General features: G+C 38.1%; 4 protein-coding genes. 3 read left to right on the plus strand and 1 reads right to left on the minus strand.

Annotated features, from left to right (window positions below; genetic code table 11):
• Positions 1–10: 10 nt before the first annotated feature.
• Positions 11–919: an outer membrane beta-barrel protein gene (locus DKG80_RS07065; protein ID WP_109830614.1), complete on the minus strand. Its 909-nt coding sequence runs from the start codon at positions 917–919 to the stop codon at positions 11–13.
• 229 nt (positions 920–1,148) lie between these two features.
• Between DKG80_RS07065 and DKG80_RS07070 the strand changes: the two genes are divergently transcribed.
• The 3 genes from DKG80_RS07070 (at position 1,149) to DKG80_RS07080 (ending at position 22,047) form a co-directional block, all read left to right on the plus strand.
• Positions 1,149–2,738 (plus strand): PorP/SprF family type IX secretion system membrane protein, encoded by a 1,590-nt coding sequence (locus DKG80_RS07070; RefSeq protein WP_109830615.1) that lies wholly within the window; start codon positions 1,149–1,151, stop codon positions 2,736–2,738.
• Positions 2,739–2,763: 25 nt separating this feature from the next.
• The gene (locus DKG80_RS07075) at positions 2,764–6,105 is read left to right on the plus strand and encodes an FG-GAP-like repeat-containing protein (RefSeq protein ID WP_109830616.1); all 3,342 of its coding nucleotides are present in this window, start codon (positions 2,764–2,766) and stop codon (positions 6,103–6,105) included.
• Positions 6,106–6,336: 231 nt separating this feature from the next.
• On the plus strand, positions 6,337–22,047 hold the full coding sequence (locus DKG80_RS07080) for a gliding motility-associated C-terminal domain-containing protein (RefSeq protein WP_109830617.1): 15,711 nt from the start codon (positions 6,337–6,339) through the stop codon (positions 22,045–22,047).
• Positions 22,048–22,065: the final 18 nt, after the last annotated feature.

Raw genomic sequence — 22,065 nt, forward strand, 5'->3', positions numbered from 1 at the left:
CAATTGGACATTACTTTTTTCTTCCCTTTTTCCTACCCACACTTGAAGTACTTCTTCCCTTTCTATTGAGGACAGGATTCCATCCAAACATATATGCAACTGATATAGAAAAAACATTCGTCTGATATTCAGTGTCCTCGACATAACCTAGTTCATTTGGAATAGTTAAATCATCTGGATCTGCTGGAGCCATCACACCACCATTACCATCATTAAAAGCCATAATGGAGTGTCCAATAAAATATTTTGCGTCAACAATCACCCTTCTTTCGGGTGTAATATCCCATAAGGCCCCAAAACCAACACCAAGACCGTATTGTAACCTATTTGGCTTCGAAACTACAAATGATGTATTATCTTCTACAGATTCTTGTACCTCATCAAAAGTTCCAAACTTCACCTTTTGATCTATTTTTTCTTGACCAGATTCAACTAGTCCATCCGCTCGAAGAGTGCCAGTACTTGCAAGCCAATATGATAACTGTGGGCCTACCTCTCCTAAAAATTTAATTTTACTTCTTTGGAACAGTATGAGTCTAGCCATTATAGGCATAGTCAACATGTGATTGACCATCTCGCTCCTAGCAACATTTACAGAAACTGTCTCTTCAGTAGGAGCACCTGTATCTGGATCAATTCCAAACACATCGGCAAAACCATTTGTATTGATTCTTATGTTGGTATATCGAAGTTCTCCGTGTACTTCAAAAGCACTCTCCGTCGAATAATCCATAGCTAAACCAGCATGATAGCTAACTTGTGCAGCTACATCAACGTAGTCCTCTCTTTTTGGATCTAAAAAGTCGTAATATGAAAGGTGTCCTCCGACTATAGGCCCAAACCAAAACTGAGCCTTAGCTATTACGGCAAAAAATACAAGAGCAACGGTAAAAGGTACTTTTATAGTCAGCGAATTCATAAACACGTTTTATTCTTATTAAGCGGCAAAATAGTAAATAATGAACTTTTAAGAGCCGAACAATTCAGTATTCATTATGATCTACTCATGAATAATAATAAGATTTCTAGTCTAATATTGTCCAAATAAATGATAATTAGCATGGAATACTAATTTAAATTAGATTTGATGAACTAAAATAAAATAGGAGCTCAATCGTATTTCACTTGATATCCTAGGTGCAAACTATATGAAGTTAAAAGCTATACTTACTGCTATCATTGGATTGATAGCAATTACAAACTTACAAGCTCAAGACCAGCGGCTATACAGTCAATTTTTCATGAACCCTTATGTCATTAATCCTGCCTACGTTGGATCAACTGGATACAGTACTTTGTTTGTTGTTCACAGACAGCAATGGCTAGGGTTAGAAGATGCGCCTTTCAATTCTCATGTAACATACCATACTCCTATAAATAAAACAGTTTCATTTGGAGGAATGGCATACAATAATAGTATAGGACCACTTAATAGTTCTGGAGCAAAAGCATCTGGAGGCTACTTGATGAAAATCGACAGAAAACAATATGTTCGTTTTGGGTTTTCTGCTGGAGTAGGTTATACTGGATATAATATCGACTATACTAATCAACAATCAGAGGTAATCAATGATCCAGCTTTGCAAGACCTATCAGGAACTATGTTTGCTTTAGCAGATGCTGGTGCAGTGTATTTTTACGAAAATTTTAGCTTAGGACTAGCTATACCAAATCTTGTTGGTCATGAAACAGTAACAACAGAAGGCTTTAGCGTAAACCTGAAACCTCATGAAAATCTAACCTTAAATGGAGGATATAGATACGAAATCAACAAAACTATGGCTATTGAGCCTCATATAATATATAGGTTTTCAATAGTCAATATGCCTCAATACGAAGCTGCTGTTATGGCTCATTTAGGACATATTGTCTGGGCAGGCCTTAGCTACCGACAAGATTATGGAGGCTCAGTTTTACTTGGCATAAAGGTTAAAGAGACTTGGGCACTAGGACTATCATATGAGTATGGTCAAAATGATCTTGACGGTATCTCAACAGGGTCCTTGGAACTGAGTTTTGGGATCAATATTGGTAAAAAGAAAAAAGCTCAGAAAAGGAACTCGATCTCATTCATTCAAAATTTTGATAAAACAAAAGTTGAACTAGAAAGAGCAGCAGAAAGAAGAAGGCTCGCGGCTGAAAAGAGAAGAAAAGCAGCACAGGATAAAAATACAACTGAAATTGCTGCTAAACCTACCGAAGAACCTAAGGAGATTGAAAACCAAAACGGAATTCCTGAAGGAATGGTTGCTTCCAATGATCCTGGAATTATTGCAGAAAAAGTAGATGATACTAAAGCTGTAAAAGATAGAATGAATGATGGCCGCATGGAACTGGGAGTAACTTATATTCAAATGAAAACTGATAGCAGTTTAATCTCAAAAGTTAAATGGCACGATGCACTTACTGACATGCCCGAAGGTAAAATTAGCCTTCCTGGAAATACAGTTCGTAAGAAAACAGGAGGAAGACATAGTCTACTAGAGTTACCAGCTGGGCATCATGTAATTGCTGGTGAATTTAAAACGCTAGATGAAGCTGAAGCTTATTCGGATAAAATATTCAACATGGGATTTCATGGAGCGAACCCTGCACATGCTGAAGGCCTCGAAGGAGATAAAAAATGGGTCGTAGTAGTACACAAAGGGGCGACCATGGCACAAGCTGAGGAAGAGCAAGTAAAATGGAGTAAGCGTCAGCAACTAGCCCATGTGTATATATTAAATGTAGTAGACTAATCTGAAAGATAAATTAAGGACAGAAATGAATACCAAGTCAATCATATACATTGCTATAGCATTACTTCTTTCAGTAGCTGCAGTGGCACAACCTAGAATAACTAATATAAACCCAACCTCTGGATCTATTAAAACAGAAATCTCTATACTAGGTAGTGGTTTTACTGGAGCTTCAAGAGTATTTATTGGAGGTATTGAAGCTGCAGTTACTTTTAACAATTCCAACAGATTAACAGCAACCGTACCCGCAGGAGCTGCATTTGATCATGTTACAGTTTTAGAAAGTGGTCTTCAAGGCATTTCAAGAGAAAAATTCCTCGTAACATTCGCAGGTAGTTCTAAAACTAGTGTAGACAATAGCGTTTTCAGTAGCGAATTTGATAGTGAAAATTTAGGTTTTCAAACTCAAGACGTCTGTGCCTGTGATTTTAATAATGATGGAAAAATGGATCTTGCCGCCTCTAATGCAGGTAGTTCTAATCTAAAAGTATTAACCAACTCTACAGCAGATGCTACGTATGGTTCTGTCTCTTTCAATTCCGCTACAAACCATGCCGGCAGATCTCTTAATTTAGTTTGTTCTGATTTAGACGGAGATGGTTTTAGTGAAATTATAGCCAATCAAAACGATGGCGATAGAAATGATGTGTATATCTACAAAAACACTTCTGGAACCATCACAGGTACACCAACTATCACACTAAACCTTCCCAATGATGATCTAGGAAATTTTCAACTCTCAGGACGACTAGCCATTGGTGATTTAAATCTAGATGGAAAACCTGAAATAGCAGTTGCTGTTCAAGGTTCGAACCGTATTTATATTTATAAAAACAAATCCACTACTGATATTCTATTCGAAGACGCTACCGAAAATAATGACTTTATTGTACTGTCAGCAATAGATGGAAATGAAGGTACCTCTGGATTGAGTGCGGTGGAAATCACTGACATGAACTCTGACGGATTTCCAGATGTAATAGCTAGTAATAGTGGCACACAAGGAATTTATACTTTCCAAAATACAGGAGACTTATCTGATATTAATTTAAAAGCAGCCGAATTTCACAACACGATCGCTCAAATAAGGATGTTTAAAACTGCCGATATGAACAATGACGGTAAGAAAGATCTTGTGATAAGTAAATCAGGTACAAGTACAACAGATAACTATATTGAAATAAAATCAAATAACAGTAGTACCGGTGGAGAGATTTCTTTCGATACAAGTGTTAGAGTCAATGACGTTACGCGTTCTTGGGGACTCGATATTGGAGATTTGGATGGTGACGGAGATCTTGATATTGTAATTGGAAGAGAAGATGGTGTAAGAAGACTATCTATCGCTCTAAATACTGACCCTAGTACTCTATCGTTTAGTCATAATGAACTGGAAGTAGATGAACTAAATAGCAGAAACATAAAACTTGCAGATTTTGACAAAGACGGTAGAACAGACATTGCTTATGTAACGAATTCTAATGCAGGTGTAAATGGGAAAATTGCAATCGTACTCAATCAAAATTGTTACTCTCCTACCACTTCCCCTTCTGGATCAGTTGATCTTTGCTCAGGAGGTAATACTACGCTTGAGGCGCCACACACTAATTTAGGATATACTTGGACAGGTGGTGCAGGAGGAAACACTCAAGCCATTACAATCAATGCTGATGGGAATTATACAGTCACGATCGATGATGAGTGTGACAACACCTCAGCCGCTGTAGATGTAACTTATATTACAGATGTGATAAATACACCAATTCTCACTACTCCGCCAGCAGCCATATGTGAAGGTACTGACTTCAATATAGCAGTGACTAACCCTGGTGATTACACATCTGCCACTTACCAATGGATCTTACCTGACGGAACTGTTTCACCTATCACTAGCAATTCATTAAGTATTTCAGGTTTCTCACCCGTTAACTCTGGGACATATAAAGTGACAGTAGCTACAGACAAATGCCAGGTGACTACCTCTCAAACCTATCAAGTTTTTAACACCCCTTTTATAGGTGTTATTAATGATAAATTAGATGTGTTTTGCAATGGAAAAAGTCTTAACCTAAAAACAACTAATTATCCAGGCTATAATTACGAATGGTTTTTAAACGGCACACCACAGGGAAACCCTTCAACTTCATATTCTCACGTTCAAACAGATAATTCTAAGAACAAAGTAAAAGTATCTATCACTGACGCAGGAAATACTTGCACCTATGAAAGTACAGAAGTAGAATTAACCACAGTGGCACCTCCAGTCTCATCATTTAATACAAACACGTCGAATATATGTGTAGAAGGAGATGTTATTTTCACCCAAACTTCTACAGGTGGATTCTCAATGATTCACAGGTGGGATTTTGACTATACAGGTACTCCAAACTACACCTCTACAGGTGAAATCGTAAGTAATCAGTACGATATCGCAAAAGACTATGAGGTAAGGATGATTTCAGAATATGATGGAATCGATGATTGTGATTATGTAATATCAGGATCTCAAACCATATCAGTAATCCCGAAGCCAGCTGATGGCTCTGCTAATATCATCTCTCAAGCAGAAGGAGGCAGCTTTGTCAAATGTCCCGAAAACAGTTTAGTTGTAAGCTTAGAAAAGGAATTTGAATCTAGGGTTTGGAATCTAGTTACAAGTAATAACGATACAATACCTCTAGGCTCTAATTCTACGGCAAGTATCTCACAAGAAGGTGAAATATATGCCAATATAACTACATCTGAGGGTTGTGAATTCGTATCAGCTAAGGAAACAGTATCGCACTATGATAACGGAGGAGTAGAAATAGCGAGTTCAAGTAATACGATTCTTGAAGATGCTGATGGTCAGTTTTACATTGATTTAGATGAAGATCAATCTGAAGTAATATTGGAACTACTGGACGCTTCTGAAGAATTTAAAAGCAATATCGTATGGTCTTCGAAAGACAATAAAGCGACGTTCAATATCAATGATACCATTTCTGATGTAAGAGTAACTACATCTGCTATTGAAACCCAAATAAATGTAGAAGCAATTGACCTCAACAAGTGTATCTCACAGGACAGTTTGATAATCAACAAACCTGAATTACTGGCAAGTATTGGATTCTCTCCTAATGGAGATGGAATCAATGACTGTTGGAGTATCGCTAACATTTCCAACAACTCTTGCTCCGTAATGATATTTGATCCTAAAGGACGTAAAATCAAAGAAATTACATCACAGCCAGATGGGTCAGACTGTCTTTGGGACGGAACTAGTAATACAGGTTTCGACTTGTCGAGTGGGGTGTATTATTACTATGTTACTTGCAAAGAGAATAATGATAAGCAATCAGGATCAATACTAATGATACGCGAATAACCTACTCCTATGAGAATTACCTAATTCATAGGCAATTCTCATAAATTCATCGAATTTCGCACTTGTTTTTATCATATCTGATATTCAAAAAATCCTTATTATTTATAATTGCTTTGGTGGAAGACTACTTTAACCATTAAACTGTCTTAAAGAGTCAATTTTTTAACGCATTTTAAGGTTACAAACTAGTTCTCTGCCGCTAAAACTATAACTCGCATTATACATCGCCCTATGAAAAGCTATAGAAGGATTTTACTTTTTATTTCGTTTCTACTTTCATCCTACCTATCCATAGCACAAGAAATCTGTGACAATGGTGTTGACGATGATGGAGACGGATTGATTGACTGTTACGACCCAGACTGTTCTGGTAATGATGCCTGCTCAGGTTTTTACATTGGTAACCCAGTGATTTGTGGAGAAGAACCGGATGCATCTGCTTTCTCTATACAGTTGCAATGGGCCTCTGACAACTACACAGCTTTCAATTCCATCACTCCAGCGGTTGGAGATTTAGATGGTGATGGTATACCTGAAGTAGTTACTACCAACAGACACGAAAGAAAATTATTTGTTCTTGATGGTGCTACTGGTAATACGAAAGGAGAATATGATCTAAAAGACTACGAACCTTATAAATCCGTGGCGATTGGATATGTAAATAAGGATAAGGATGGAAACGCTCTTGATGAATCCGCAGTTTCAATTTTTGTAAAATCTTTTAGCGGAAGAATAATTGAACGGTTTATCTATAATGCTGATGACAATAAAATAGAAGAACTTTGGTCAGAATCTTACTCATCAGTTAATCAAATTAATGATATTTCTCTAGCTGACTTCAATGGCGATGGAGTGGTAGAGCTATTACACGGTAATCAAATAATCAATGCTGAAAACGGTGATGTATTAGTTGATGGAGTTGGAAGTTTTAAGACAGAAGTTCCATTTGGAACCATAGCTATAGATCTTTTAGGTGATTCAGATTTAGAAATTCTAGCTGGAGGTGAAGTATATTCTGTTGATATAGCAGCTGGAACTGCCTCTGTGGTAAGAAGAATAAATGATATATTACCTGCAGATGGTCAATATGGAATTAGATATAGTTCTTGGGGAAGAAATTTTAATTTTTCTTCTATAGCTGATTATAACGAAGACGGAAACATAGATGCGATTTTTGCTGGAGGACAATATGTTTTTGGAACATTTACTACCTCTATATTTTTCTGGGATATTGCCAATAATGAATACAAAGTATTTAATACACCTGAAAACCATGTACATGGAGCCGGACGAATCAATATTGCTGACATTGATGGAGATGGTTTATTAGAATGTACATTCGTTTCTAAACAAAGACTTTATGCAATTGATGATTATAAAAATGTAAGTGGTAATAATTTACAATTAATATCTGGATGGAATGGAGGTAAAGGCTATAAGGATATCCAAGAAGGCTCTTCAGGTTTTACAGGCTGTACAGTATTTGATTTCAATGGAGATAAAGCAGCTGAAATTGTATATCGTGGTGAGAGATATGTTCATATAATTGATGGAAAAACTGGCAACTCCCTCAACACTATCGCCTGTACATCAAGAACGTATGATGATTATCCAGTCGTAGCGGATGTCGATGGAGACGGTGCTACAGAAATTTGTGTTTCATGTTCTTTTGACAATAACACTCCATTTTCACCTTATAGTAATGGTAAATATGGTCATATCAGAGTTTTTGAAGCTGGTGGTGGAGAAGTATGGCAACCATCGAGGACAGTATGGAATCAGCACGCCTATTTCAATGTCAACATCAATGATGACTTGAGTATACCCAAAATTCAACAAAATATCACAGCAGAATATAATGGCTGTAACGATGAAGGAGTAACACCTTTAAATGCATTCCTTAACCAAGCACCATTCTTAGACCAAGATGGATGTCTTTCATTTGCCTCCCCTAACCTAGAACTTGTTTCTATAACAGATGTTGGAAATGCACAATGCCCAGAAGGTAGCTTCAATGTTACTGTGAATATTCAGAATGTTGGAGATATGAATCTAACAGGTTTATTACCAATAACATTTTACAATGGTTCACCATTCGAATCTGGATCTCAACCTTTAAATACAGTCGTAACGACACTTACTAATTTTGATGTTGGTGAATCCTTATCAATAGTTTGTGAAGTAATAGGTGAAGGAGGAGATTATGATCTTTATGTATCCCTTAATGATGCTGGTGGAATTACTCCTCCAATTTCATCTGAAGAGAGTATAAACAGACAGCTTCCAGAATGTTTATTTTCTGAAAATATTGATTTTACCAATGTAACAGCTGATCCATTCGAAATTGTTGTAGATATCAACAGTGATGATGAAAGGTGTGAAAATACTTTTCCTGCTAACGGTGATGCTAATGCTTATTTTTTAGGAACTATTTCAGCCACGAGTGAAGTAATATGGTCTGAAAACTTTGAAGACTTAGCTGATGGAACTGAAGAAGATACTGGAGTTACAGCTTGGTCATTCACTACTGCTCCTTCCAAAGCAGATAATCTTGAAGTTTCATTTACGGGAGCCAATAACGAATTATGGTTTAACGATGTGGATGGTGTAGCAGTTTGGGAGAGTGAAGTTATTGATATCTCAACAGCTGAAGAAATTCAACTTTCAATATCTTTAAGATCATCAGCTAGGTATAATGACAATGGTGATGAGAAAATAGAAGCTTATTACAGGGTAGACAGCGATCCAGAGCAAAGATGGGCGTCTGAAAAGTTTGATTTTGGTTCGACAACCGCATCTGCAACTGGCATAACTGGGAGTAGTTTAGTAATAATTATAAAAGCCAACAACAATGATAATAGAGAGTTCTATTACGCTGATGATATAGTAGTTACTAAAATAACAAATAAGATTAGCGGAGAGATCACTGCTGGATTTGACTTCAACTGGTTCCAAAACAATAACTTCAACGATACTTTAAGAAAAGGAAATAGATTTGCGGACTTACCTGCTGGCACGTATCAAGTTGTTGCTTCTTCTCAAGACAATTCGTGTATTTCCGAAATAGAAGAAATTATTATTGAAGAAGTAGAAGAAGATTTTGAAATTGAAATCGATGTAATTAATCAGCTAACCGATTGTTCGTCTCCTAATGGTGAGTTACATGCCTTCGTCGTTAAAAATGGTGTACGAACCCAAACAGGATATGATTTCACTTGGTATCTGGGATCTACTCAAGTAAGCTCCATTGCTGTAGGACCTGAAGTCGAAAACCTTGCTCAAGGTGAATATAATGTAGCTGCCATTAGTGAAACGTCTGGTTGTGAAAAATTCAAAGTTGGCAATGTAACCACAGCAATTAGTGTACCTGTTGCCTCACTCGTAAACGTAGTACACATTACCGACTGTACTGATCCAAATTCTGGAAGTATTCAAGTTGAAGGAGATGAAGCTAATAGTAAATATTTCTTTAACTGGTATCATGGAACTGAAGTGAAGCCAACTCCAGATTGGTTTGCTTCTGGCAACGCTGGGGCTGGTGATTCTGGAGAAACTTACAAAAATTTAGAAGCTGGTTTTTATACTGTTCGTTTAGAACATAAAAACACAGGTTGTTTATCTGATCCATTAGTTGTCGAAGTTTTAGATAATTCAGGTGCACCAGAAATCAATGTTGATATCGTAAATAATCAATCTTGTAATGATGTTGGTAGTGGCAGTGCTACAGCCGAAATAGCAGGAGCAAGTATTAATGATTATAGTTTTTCATTTTACAATGGATTCAATACTCTATCAACTAATCTCATAAGCACCACTAGCGGTACCAGTGGAGAAACTGCTTTATTACTTACTGGAGGGGATTATACTGTAGTCGCGACAGAAAACACTACTAATTGTACATCAAGGAAATTCTTTACAATAACGGATAATTTATCATACCCAAGCCTACCTGCATCACCTCTTGATAACATAGTTATAACTAATGTTACTACTTGTGATGGAGTAGCAGCAGGTCAAGGGTCTATTGATGCTTCTGGATTGCCATTAGCTTCAGTAAACACAAGCGAATTTGAAACTATTGTAAATGGTAGTTTTGAAGTCCCTGTAATTACAACCGTCCCAGGTTGTACAGGATGTCCTGGATGGACCTATTTGGATCAGTCTCTCGCACTAGGTTGGTCGACCACAAATCCTTCAGGAAATCTCGAATACTGGGCTTCTGGTAATGGTGGAGTTCCAGCTGTAGAAGGAAATCAATTTGCTGAAATTAATTCAGATGGTTTTGGTGCGTTCTATTTCGATATTACCACAAAGCCTGAGGTACGAATGGTTTGGTCATTCTCTCATAGAGGAAGAGCTGGTACTGATAGAATAGCATTAAGAATTGATGAGCCTTCTGCTTCGAGCCCTATAGTCATCACAGAAGAATCTACAGGAAATTCTGATTGGGCTGAATATTCCGGTACATATACTATTCCTGATGGACAAACAGCAACAAGATTCTCTTTCGAAGCTATAAGTGCTGCTGGTAGTAGTACTATAGGAAACTTCCTTGATAACATTGTTTTTGAAGTAGCTCCTTATTATTACCAATTATATTCTGGTAATAATACAACTGGCACATTAGTTGGTGAAAACACAACTGGTACTTTCAATGGTCTAGACGCAGGGACATATACGCTTTCTATTGTTAATAACGTTACAGGTTGTCCTACAGATGATTTAGTATTAGTCATACAAACTGCTGAAGAGGCGCCTATCATCGTAAGACAAACAAAGACTAGTGATAGCTTCTGTGAAAATGGTGATGGTACTCAAAGAATTACGTTCTCTACTGATACTAACGTAGGTGAACCTGTTGCAGGATATGATGTGGCATTATACGCTGGAACTACAGCTACTGGGACTCCAATAGAAACAGTTTCAGGTAATTCAGGAGATTACACTTTTGCTAACCTAGCGGATGGTGACTATACTGCGTTAGTAACTAATAATGATAATTCTTGTTCTAACACTACTCAATTCACAATTCTAGATATTTCTGATCCAAGATCTCTGGGTTCTCCTACTACATCTCCCCAATCAAACTGTACTGGCACTCCTAATGGATTTGCTGCAATTAGTGTTTTCGGAGGTGGAAATGAAGATTTTCTATGGACATGGCTAGACGCCAGTGACACTCCTATACCTGGCAAAATAGCTGTAGACTTTGATATTGATGGCACAGCAAATAATTTAACTGATGTTGCAGCAGGTACTTATAAAGTTTTTGTCAAAGAAAAGACTACTGGTTGTATCTCTCCAATTGAGACAGTTGTCATTCCATTTGAAAAAGAATCTGTAGATATTAATCTATCTGAGTTAGCATCCAACACTTCTTGTAATATTGGTAATGGTGAACTTGGTGCTTCAGTAGGCGCATTAGCTGAAGTAGACGATTATATTTTCGAATGGTATGTAGGTACTGATACTGAATTACCTGCTGTTCCATTAGCCGTAGGCGATGACGCTGGCAACAATTCTAATGTAGGTTTCAGAGGAACGAATAATAGTGAGATCTTTGGTTTAACACAAGGTACTTATAGTTTAAAGGTGACTAGTAATGCTAGCGGATGTAGCAACACTTCTTCTATCACACTTTCTTCAACTCCTATTCTTCCCGTAATAAATGAAGGTGCTGGAGATGTAACTGTGACTGGCGTAACATCATGTGGAGGATCAAATGGTACTATTACCTTAAACAACATTGAAACGGGTGGTGCCTTTACTTCAACTTCTGATTATACCTATACATGGTATGAGGGCGCATCTAATACTGGTGTTGTTTTATCTGAAACCTCTAATAGTATTTCTGGACTTGCTTCGGGAGATTATTCTGTTGAAGCTACAAACAAAGTTACACTTTGTACTTCTGCATTTATTACTGTCAATGTAGGTGAAGTAAGCCCTAACTACACTATTACACCTACTAACAAAGTAGATCAAACTGTTTGTGATCTAACCTCTTTTGATCCTACAGGAGGAATTACACTAGACATTGCTTCTGATGCAGCCACTCAAACTGCTGGGTTCTCTTTTAAACTTTTTAATGGTCACAGTACTGCAGACATTGATGAAATAGACCCTGCATCTACTATCGTTAATTTTACTCTTAGCTCTCCCGGAGTAAGCTCTGGTAACGATCGAATCGTAATTACAGGACTAAATACTGGAACCTATAGAGTTCAATTTAAGGATGAAGACACAGAATGTTTAGCTACACAAGATTTTACTATCATTGAAAACACTGTCAGCCCTGTAATAAATCAAACTACACTTGATGCGGCAGCTAACAACAATACTACTTGTGATGTCGCTAATCCGAACGGTTCTGTGGATGCTACTACTGCTATCTCTTCTGGCTCTTCTCCGTACTCATACATCTGGTATGAAGGTGGAGCTGTCGGAGGGACTCAAGTAGCTACCACTGCTAATGCTACTGGTCTTGCTGCTGGACAATATACCGTCGAAGTAACTGATGCGGTTGGTTGTAAAGCAAATGCTACTGTTACTATTGGTGAGACATTACCAGTCGTGGCTTCTGCTTCTTCTGCTAAAACTGATCAAACTGTTTGTGATCTTACTTCACTAGACCCTACGGGAGGAATTACTATTGATGCTAGTACATCAACTGGTGCTTCCACTGCTGGATATGCTTTCAAGTTCTTCAATGGGCTTAGTACTGCGGATGTTGATGAATTGACTATTGCTGCGCCGATCGCTGTAACTGTATCTGCTACTGGTGTTGGTTCTGCTACCAATGATGATAGAGCTGTTATTTCTGGATTGAATGTGGGTACTTACACTGTGCTTATCACTGACCTAGATAATCAGTGTACGACTTTTGAATCTTTCACTATCATTGAAAATACTGTTAGCCCTGTAATAAATCAAACTACACTTGATGCGGCAGCTAACAACAATACTACTTGTGATGTCGCTAATCCGAACGGTTCTGTGGATGCTACTACTGCTATCTCTTCTGGATCTACTCCGTACTCATACATCTGGTATGAAGGTGGGGCTGTCGGGGGAACTCAAGTAGCTACCAATGCTAATGCTACTGGTCTTGCTGCTGGACAATATACCGTCGAAGTAACTGATGCGGTTGGTTGTAAAGCAAATGCTACTGTTACTATTGGTGAGACATTACCGGTCGTGGCTTCTACTTCTTCTGCTAAAACTGACCAAACTGTTTGTGATCTTACTTCACTAGATCCTACAGGAGGAATTACTATTGATGCTAGTACATCAACTGGTGCTTCTACTGCTGGATATACTTTCAAGTTCTTCAATGGGCTTAGTACGGCGGATGTCGATGAATTGACTATTGCTGCGCCGATCGCTGTTACTGTATCTGCTACTGGTGTTGGTTCTGCTACCAATGATGATAGAGTTGTTATTTCTGGATTGAATGTGGGTACTTACACTGTGCTTATCACTGATCTTGATAACCAGTGTACGACTTTTGAATCTTTCACTATCATTGAAAATACTGTTAGCCCTGTAATAAATCAAACTACACTTGATGCGGCAGCTAACAACAATACTACTTGTGATGTCGCTAATCCGAACGGTTCTGTGGATGCTACTACTGCTATCTCTTCTGGATCTACTCCGTACTCATACATCTGGTATGAAGGTGGAGCTGTCGGGGGAACTCAAGTAGCTACCACTGCTAATGCTACTGGTCTTGCTGCTGGACAATATACCGTCGAAGTAACTGATGCGGTTGGTTGTAAAGCAAATGCTACCGTTACTATTGGTGAAACGCTGCCAACAATATCAGCTGGTGCTTTCAATAAGATAGATCAAACTGTTTGTGATATTGTAACATATGCCCCTACAGGAAGTATCTCTTTTGATCCAAGTACATCTTCAGGTTCATCTAGTACTGGATACTCTTTTGCTTTCTTTGAAGGAAGTAACACAGATGTAGCTTTAACAATCAATCCTCCTATCGCAGTAAGTATCGATGATTCTGGATCAGGAGCGGATCCAACATTCAATGATCGAGCCGTTATTTCCGGACTGACTAAAGGAACCTATACAGTATTAATAACTGATTTAAGCAATACTTGCTCAATAGAAGAAACATTCATTATTGAAGAGGATTTAACAAATGTTCCCACTATTAATGTGGCTTCTGTAACTGAGGTAGATAATACTGTATGTGAAGGAGGAACAGACTATCCTAATGGATCCATAGATGCTTCAACTGCAGTCGCTAGTGGAACATCTCCATATAGTTATGTATGGTATTATGGAACATCTACTAGTGGTATAGTTATTAATGATGGAGATGACCTTTCATTAATCATTAATGGATTTGATGCTCCAAATCACGTAGACTTGACTACTGCAAATGCTCCAGATAACTTAATAAGTGGTGATTATACAGTGGTTGTAACTGATTCAAAAGGATGTGAATCTGAGGTTTACACTTTTAATATTGATGATTCTCCTACCCTGCATACTCCATCTATTACAATTCAGGTGGAGCAATTATCATGTAATCCAGCTACGCCTACTGGACAGCTTCTTGCTGATGCTGATGGTCTAGGAACTACGACAGGATATAGTTTCAAATGGTTTGAAGGCAATACTACTGCTCCAGCAAATGAAATTACTCCGACTCAAGTATCAGGAAACGATTTCAATGTAACGGGGCTATTAAATGGAGTATATACAGTCGAAGTAACCAATACTTCAACAGGCTGTATAGCTACGAACATGATAACCATTGGTGAAACTATTGCAACAGTTTCTGCTGTTGCAACTCCTACAGAAATGAAAGTGCTTTGTAAAACGGCGGATGGATCAATTTCTGTTGTTCCAAGTACATCTGGCACTGGAGTAGGATATTCAAATACTGGATATACATATGTTTGGTATTTTGGGAATACTGAAGATACAGATAGTCTCATTAGCAATGGTAGTAAAAGATATTATGGCGATGATGCTCTATTAAGCGCAGGAGGCTCTACATTGAGTCAAATTAGTGCAGGTGAATACCTCGTAGTAGTTACAGATAATACTACTGGATGTGCAGCATCCGCTCAATCTGTGGTAGTTCCAGATATGACTACTGCTAACCCAATTTCTATTACTGAACTGACAACACCTACTGATTGTGCTGATCAAGGAGGTAGTCTTTTAGCCACAGTATCTGGGGCAAATGGACCATTCACATTTGAATGGTATGAAGGATCTGTTGACTATGCTGCCATGGATGATCAAACGGATGAATTAGTAGACGGAACAAGTATTCCAAATAATGGAACGGTAGCTCTTAATATCTCTAATACAAGTGCTACAACAAATACAATTTCAAACTTGACATCATACATCTACACTGTGGTTGTAGAAAACGCTAATGGTTGTAGATATCAAGCCACATATGATTTAGGTTATGCAACTCAAAAAGTAACAACTGCCATTACTGTATTCCCTGCAACAGAGTGTAATGACTTTAATGGTAGCGCAGAGGTAGGAATTGAGAATGATGTTTATAACGACGAATGGAATGTAGGAAGTTATACGAACGGAACTTCGTTTGACATCGGTGAAACTGTCACTGGTGGAGCAAGTGGTTATTCTGCTGTAGTTATAACTGCTAGTCCATTAGTATTTAACTTCTCTAACCAAGCTGAAGTTTTTGTAGCAGGTGAAATACTGACAGGTAGTAATGGTGGGCCATCTTTCACTACAGCAATTGTTGATTTAGCAACTCCGACCAATGCAATAATTGATGATGCAGACGATATCAATAATTATGATATATTCTTATTTGTCGGCGACGGAGTTCCTTCAGATAGAAGCGTTTTCTTTAGTAAAATTGACGGTGCATCTGTAGCCTCTGGTTCCGAAGTTAATTTCACTTTGTTACCTCCTGGAACCTATACCGCCGTGGCTCAAGAGAAATCTGGTTTAGTATCCGGTAACGACTGTTGGACTGCATCAGCTACCGAAACAGTTCTTCAATATGGCTATGATCCTATTTTATCCAGTGCAACTATTATAAATGATAATACTTATTGCAATGCTAGTGGACCTTATAATGGTTCTATCACCGTAGAAGCTGGAAATGATGGGGCTGACACTGGAGATGCTACTTATCAACCAGGTACTGGTTTTAGATTTACTTGGTACACCGGTTCTGATGATTCCTCTCCTATTTCTGGTTTTGAAAATATTGATGTAATATCAAGTCCTGCAGTTAACACATTAACAGGAAGACCTGCAGGAACTTATTCAGTAAAAATTGAAAGATTAGGCTTAGCTGGTGATGCTCCTAATGGATGTTTCATTTTTAACACCTACGAAATCATAAATGATTATCAGGTTATAGCACTCAGCAACGGTACACCATCTCCAAATACAAATTGTGACACTCCTGACGGTAGTATTACTATAGCTGACGCTGATATCGCTGATGGGGATATCGATGAATATAGATTTGATCTTTACAAAGGAGGAACGAATGTTGGAGATAAAATTCTTGATAACCAAACAACAGCCTTAGCTTCAATAGTATTCTCTGGTCTCGAAGAAGATACCTATTATATAGAAGCTGAGAATATTTTATCTGGATGTACCTCAAGCTTACTAGAAGTAATCATAGACCGAAGCTCTTTGGACCCTACATTAGAAATAACTTCAAGCGCTAACGACATCACTTGTTTATCAGGTATTGAAGGAAATGGCAACATTACTGTAAGCGTCTCTGATGGTGTTGGAGGATATGAACCAACTTCTGATTACAACTATAGATGGTTTACTGGTACTGGAGTAAATATTGCAAACCTTATTAGTAATGCTGGAACGATAAGTGGAGCAGATACAGAAACCATTAGCGGCATATCTGGAGGTACATATACTGTCGAAGTGGAAGAAATTTCTTCTAATTGTACTAATGAAATAACTTACACTATTCAGACAAACGAGCAAGTATTGACTGCGATAGTTACCAAAAATCAGGATAACCAAACATGTGATGGAAATGGTGAACTTGAGCTAACAGATGTACTTGTCAATGGTGTTTCTAGTGGAATTACTGGATATACTATTGAATGGGATGATGATATTAACTTTACTTCAATAGATGGAACTGGAGCTGTATTTTCTTCTCTTGTTCACGACACATACTATGTAAGGGTAAAAGGAAGTGGATGTACTTCTGGAGTAACATCTACTGAAGTGGAGGACAAAATTGATAGAACAGCTCCTGAGCTTGTTGCTACTGTCAATAGTCTGGATCTCGCTTGTACGGGTGGGACTCCTACAGGTGGTGCTACGGTTACCGCATCGGGAGGAGTTGGTCCTTATACTTATCAATGGTATACTGAAGACACATATACTACTACTTTAAGTTCTGCTAACGGCGGTAATAACCATACAATTTTCAATGTCGCTGCTGCTGATTACTTCGTGAGAGTAACCGATACTGGGGCTCCTGTTGGATGTACTATTACTAGTGACCTTGAAGTCGTTATCGGTTCAGGTGATACTGATATTGTCGCCACTACTGGAGTGACGCATCAAACTGATTGTTCTCCAAATGGTGAAGTGGAACTTACTACTGTTTCTATTAACGGCACTAATATCACTCCGCTTACTGAATTGACTATAAGCTGGTATGAAAATGCCGATAAAACTGGAGCCATTAGTAATGGGGCTAATATTGCTGATCTAGATGCTGGTACTTACTATGCGTTCGTTACAGACGATACTAGAACCAACCCTACTGCATGTATCTCTGAAGCTATTCCAGTCACTATTGAGGATAATGTCGATAGAACAGCTCCTGAGCTTTTTGCTACTGTCAATAGTCTGGATCTCGCTTGTACGGGTGGTACTCCTACAGGTGGTGCTACAGTTACCGCTTCTGGTGGTAGTGGCTCTTACACTTATCAATGGTATACTGAAGACACATACACTACTACTTTAAGTTCTGCTAATGGTGGAAACAACCACACAATCTTCAATGTCGCTGCTGCTTCTTACTTCGTGAGAGTAACCGATACTGGGGCTCCTGCTGGATGTAATATTACTAGTCAACTTGAAGTCGTTATTGGTTCAGGTGATACTGATATTGTCGCTGTTATTTCAAGTGTTGACCAACAAAACTGTACTCCATCAAATAGTAATGTGGAAATTTCTACAGTAACTATTAATGGTGCAGATCAAACTGGAAATGTAGGAATCACTTGGTACGCTAATGCGGATAAGTCTGGAGGAGCACTTTCTACAACACCACTCTATAGTGGAATTGAGGCAGGTACCTATTACGCATATATTGAAGACAATACTAGAGTAGGAAATACTGCTTGTACTTCTGAAGTAATAGCAGTTACGATAGACGATGTAACTGTGAAACCAAATATAGAGGTTGACATAGTAAATTCTCAAGACAATACTTGGTGTGATACTACAGGTGAATCTGGTGATGGTATTCTAGCTGTTTCGATTACGGGAGGAATTGTGAACGATTATGAGTTTACTTGGTACCGTGGTGACAAAGTAGATGCTGGTAATAATATTTCTGATGGAAGTGCTTCTGGAACTGCAACAGTATCAGGTGGAGTTAATGATGAAAGAATTGAAAACCTTTCACCAGGTAAATACACAGTAGTAGTTAGAGATAATAATGCAGTTGATTTTAACTTCGATTGTTCTACAACAGCAACTTTTGAAGTAATTAGTGTTCCAGCAATTCACAGTCTTGATTCAACAAACATTGCAAACAATATCATTCATGTTGTTGACTGTGGTGCTGCAGCAAATGGACAAATTACAATTTCAAACGCCGATGTAACTTCTGCAAACGTAGCTGACTACACCTTCACATGGTATACTAATAACCCATTGACTGAAATTGTTGGGGAAACATCTGCTACAATTAGTGGTTTGACAGCTCAATCTTATGTAGTAGAAGCTACCAACACTACTACGGGCTGTACTACAGATCAAATTAGATTTGAAATTGAAGATAATTCTGTAAATCCTACTGTGGATCTGACGATTATCGATTTAGATTCTAGTTGTAAACTTGGTGATGAAGGTAATGGAGTTATTGAATGGGAAATTACAAGCCCTAAAGTTAATAACTTCTCCTATCAGTGGTATGCAGGAAATAATGTAGCTAGTGGCACTCCATTGACCAATGGAGCTATTATTGGAGGAACTACAGGGAGTGCCAGCCCAGTTTATAACGGTCAACTTTCAGGTGTAAACGCAGGCTACTATACTATTAGAGTAATTGATGAAACTTCAGACAACAGAACATGTTTTGTTGATGCTACAGTTAAATTAGAGGAAGATCTAAAAGATTACACTATAGCCACTGGCGGTGGTATAGCAGTACCAAATGAAATGTGTACTGCTCCTTTCTCAGGTGAATATGAAGTGTCTAATATTAGTGTTGATGGAACACCGCAAGCCGGTATAACTGGTTTCACTATGGCATTCTCCAAACCTGATGGAAGTGCTCATGGAGGTACTGACGATGCAAACGGTCAAGTAAGTGCTCTTGAACCTGGTCTATATCAAGTGACATTGACCAATGATGCTACCGAATGTGAAAGCATTCCATTTGACTTCGAAATCGAGGATGATGCTACTGCTCCTGAATTAAACTTTATCCTAGATCAACCTGATCAGTACTGTACTGGAGGTAATGGAGAATTAACAGCAAATACAGATGCCGGCACACCGGTATATGACTGGAGCACTGGAGCTACTTCTGCACAAATTACTGATCTTGATCAAGGAACATATTCTATTACTGTGACTGATAATGATACAAGGTGTGAAGTTTCAGGTTCTTACACAGTTCCTCTAGAGCCAATAGATGTGACTGTAGATCCTGATAGTGACATTGATATCACAGAAAACACTTTCTGTGTAAGTCCAAATGGTATCATTGAAATCACTGGAATAAACCCTAATGCATTAGCAGATTATGAATATATACTTCATACAGGAACATTCGTAGCTAGTGGAGGAACTAATAAAGGAAACAACCCTGTAATCAGTGGACTGAATTCAGGTGAATACTTTGTTGAAATACTTCATACTGAGACTGATTGTAAATACGACCCTATTCAGTTGACAGTACCGGACGCTACTAAGTTCCCTGTTCTTGAGTTGACAGATTTTGATCTACAAACAGATTGTGGAGGAACTCCTAACGGCTCACTTACTGTAAATGTTCTTGAGGAGGACGGTTCGTACAGCGATGATACCAATGTAAACTATAACTTCCAGTGGACTGGAGGTCCTAATGCAGATACTTACACTGGCTTGACAGCTACTGATATGCTTGATCGAGGCACTTGGTACAATATAAGCGTAACCAATAATATCACAGGCTGTATCACTAACGAAGCTTACGGTATGGAAGATGGTGAAGACAACGTAATTGGTATTTCTGTATCCACTAGTGGTGATGAGTACTGTGATAGAGATAATGGTATTATAGTAATCAATATTGCTCACACTGATGAAGAAGGCAAGGCTATTCCAGTAACTCCTGTTTATTATATCTCTGAAGGAACAACTCCTCCAGATTATATTGCGGCTAATGAGTTACCATCTAATACGAAAGATGGTGTAGCAGCTAATAAACAATATACCATTCAAGTATATGATGAAATCACTGAGTGTTCGTCTGATCCAGTAACTGTTACTATCGATGATGATACTAATACAATGGATATGATGATGGACATAGTACAGGACTTCCCTTACACGAAATGTGATCCTAGTTTAGCTGATGGACAAGCTACAGTTTCTTCTGTACCTGATGAGCCTTCTAGATATAACTATGAGTGGTACTTTGGCTCTACTTCTGAAGAATTTATTGGCACTGGATTCACTCAACATAATTTAATTGGAGGTACTTATATTAATACTGGAAACAGGTATTACTACACCGTTAAAATGATGGATAGATATACTGGATGTATTGTCACTGACACTATCCAAATTGATTATGAGAAAACAATCGTTCCTATTCCAGATGTAGAACTTGTAAGTGATCTGATCAACTGTAGAGTCGACAATGGAGAAGTAAAAGCAACTATAGATAATGAAGTCTCTGGATACATTTTTGAATGGAGATCATCGGCAGACGCAAACAGTACTACAAACTTCATTGATTATGGTTCTGTTTTGGATAGTTTATCAGTTGGCAAATATTATGTCAATGCCTTTGACGTAAATTCTGGATGTAAATCAGAAGCGGATAGCATTGAAGTTGCTGATGCTAGAGTGATTCCTGAATTCGAAGTAGATGTAGTAGATCACAAGTGTGCTCCTGATCTCAAAGAATTTGACGTTGAAAATGGTGCGACAGGATTTACAGGATATGTCGGAAGTGGTGAGGCTGATCTCTTCTATACCACAAGTGCTAGCATTGATCAGTTTTATTGGTGGGAAACTGCTGACACCACAAATATCACTAGTTTAAATACGGAGAATGTAATCAGTAGAGATGAACGTCTAAGTGGATTAATGGCTGGTTCGTACTATGTGAAAATAGTTGACGAAAATGATTGTGAATTTGAAAGTGATTTCGAAGTCAGATCTGATGTAACTATCTATAATGGTATATCCGCAAACGGAGACGGACAAAATGAATACTTCAGAATTTCGTGTGCTGGAGATTTCCCAAATAACTCGGTTAAAATATATAACCGATCTGGAACGTTAGTATATGAGACTAGAGGATATGAAGACCCTATCTATGATATAGATGCAGCTGGTAAAAATGTATTTACTGGTACAGCAAATAAAGGAGTTGGAGGATCTGGTGACTTGCCTTCTGGAACTTATTTCTATATTTTTGACAAAGGTGACGGTAGTGATATCTACCAGGGTTATCTTGAACTAGTGAGATAACCCTTGATTAAGGGATAA

Source organism: Reichenbachiella versicolor (assembly GCF_003171675.1).
Lineage (GTDB): Bacteria > Bacteroidota > Bacteroidia > Cytophagales > Cyclobacteriaceae > Reichenbachiella > Reichenbachiella versicolor.

What these genes read in the sequence shown, in the direction of transcription:
- DKG80_RS07065 (WP_109830614.1), bottom strand. Translation starts at nt 919, where the DNA reads ATGAATTCGCTGACTATAAAAGTACCTTTTACCGTTGCTCTTGTATTT.
- DKG80_RS07070 (WP_109830615.1), top strand. Translation starts at nt 1,149, where the DNA reads ATGAAGTTAAAAGCTATACTTACTGCTATCATTGGATTGATAGCAATT.
- DKG80_RS07080 (WP_109830617.1), top strand. Translation starts at nt 6,337, where the DNA reads ATGAAAAGCTATAGAAGGATTTTACTTTTTATTTCGTTTCTACTTTCA.
- DKG80_RS07075 (WP_109830616.1), top strand. Translation starts at nt 2,764, where the DNA reads ATGAATACCAAGTCAATCATATACATTGCTATAGCATTACTTCTTTCA.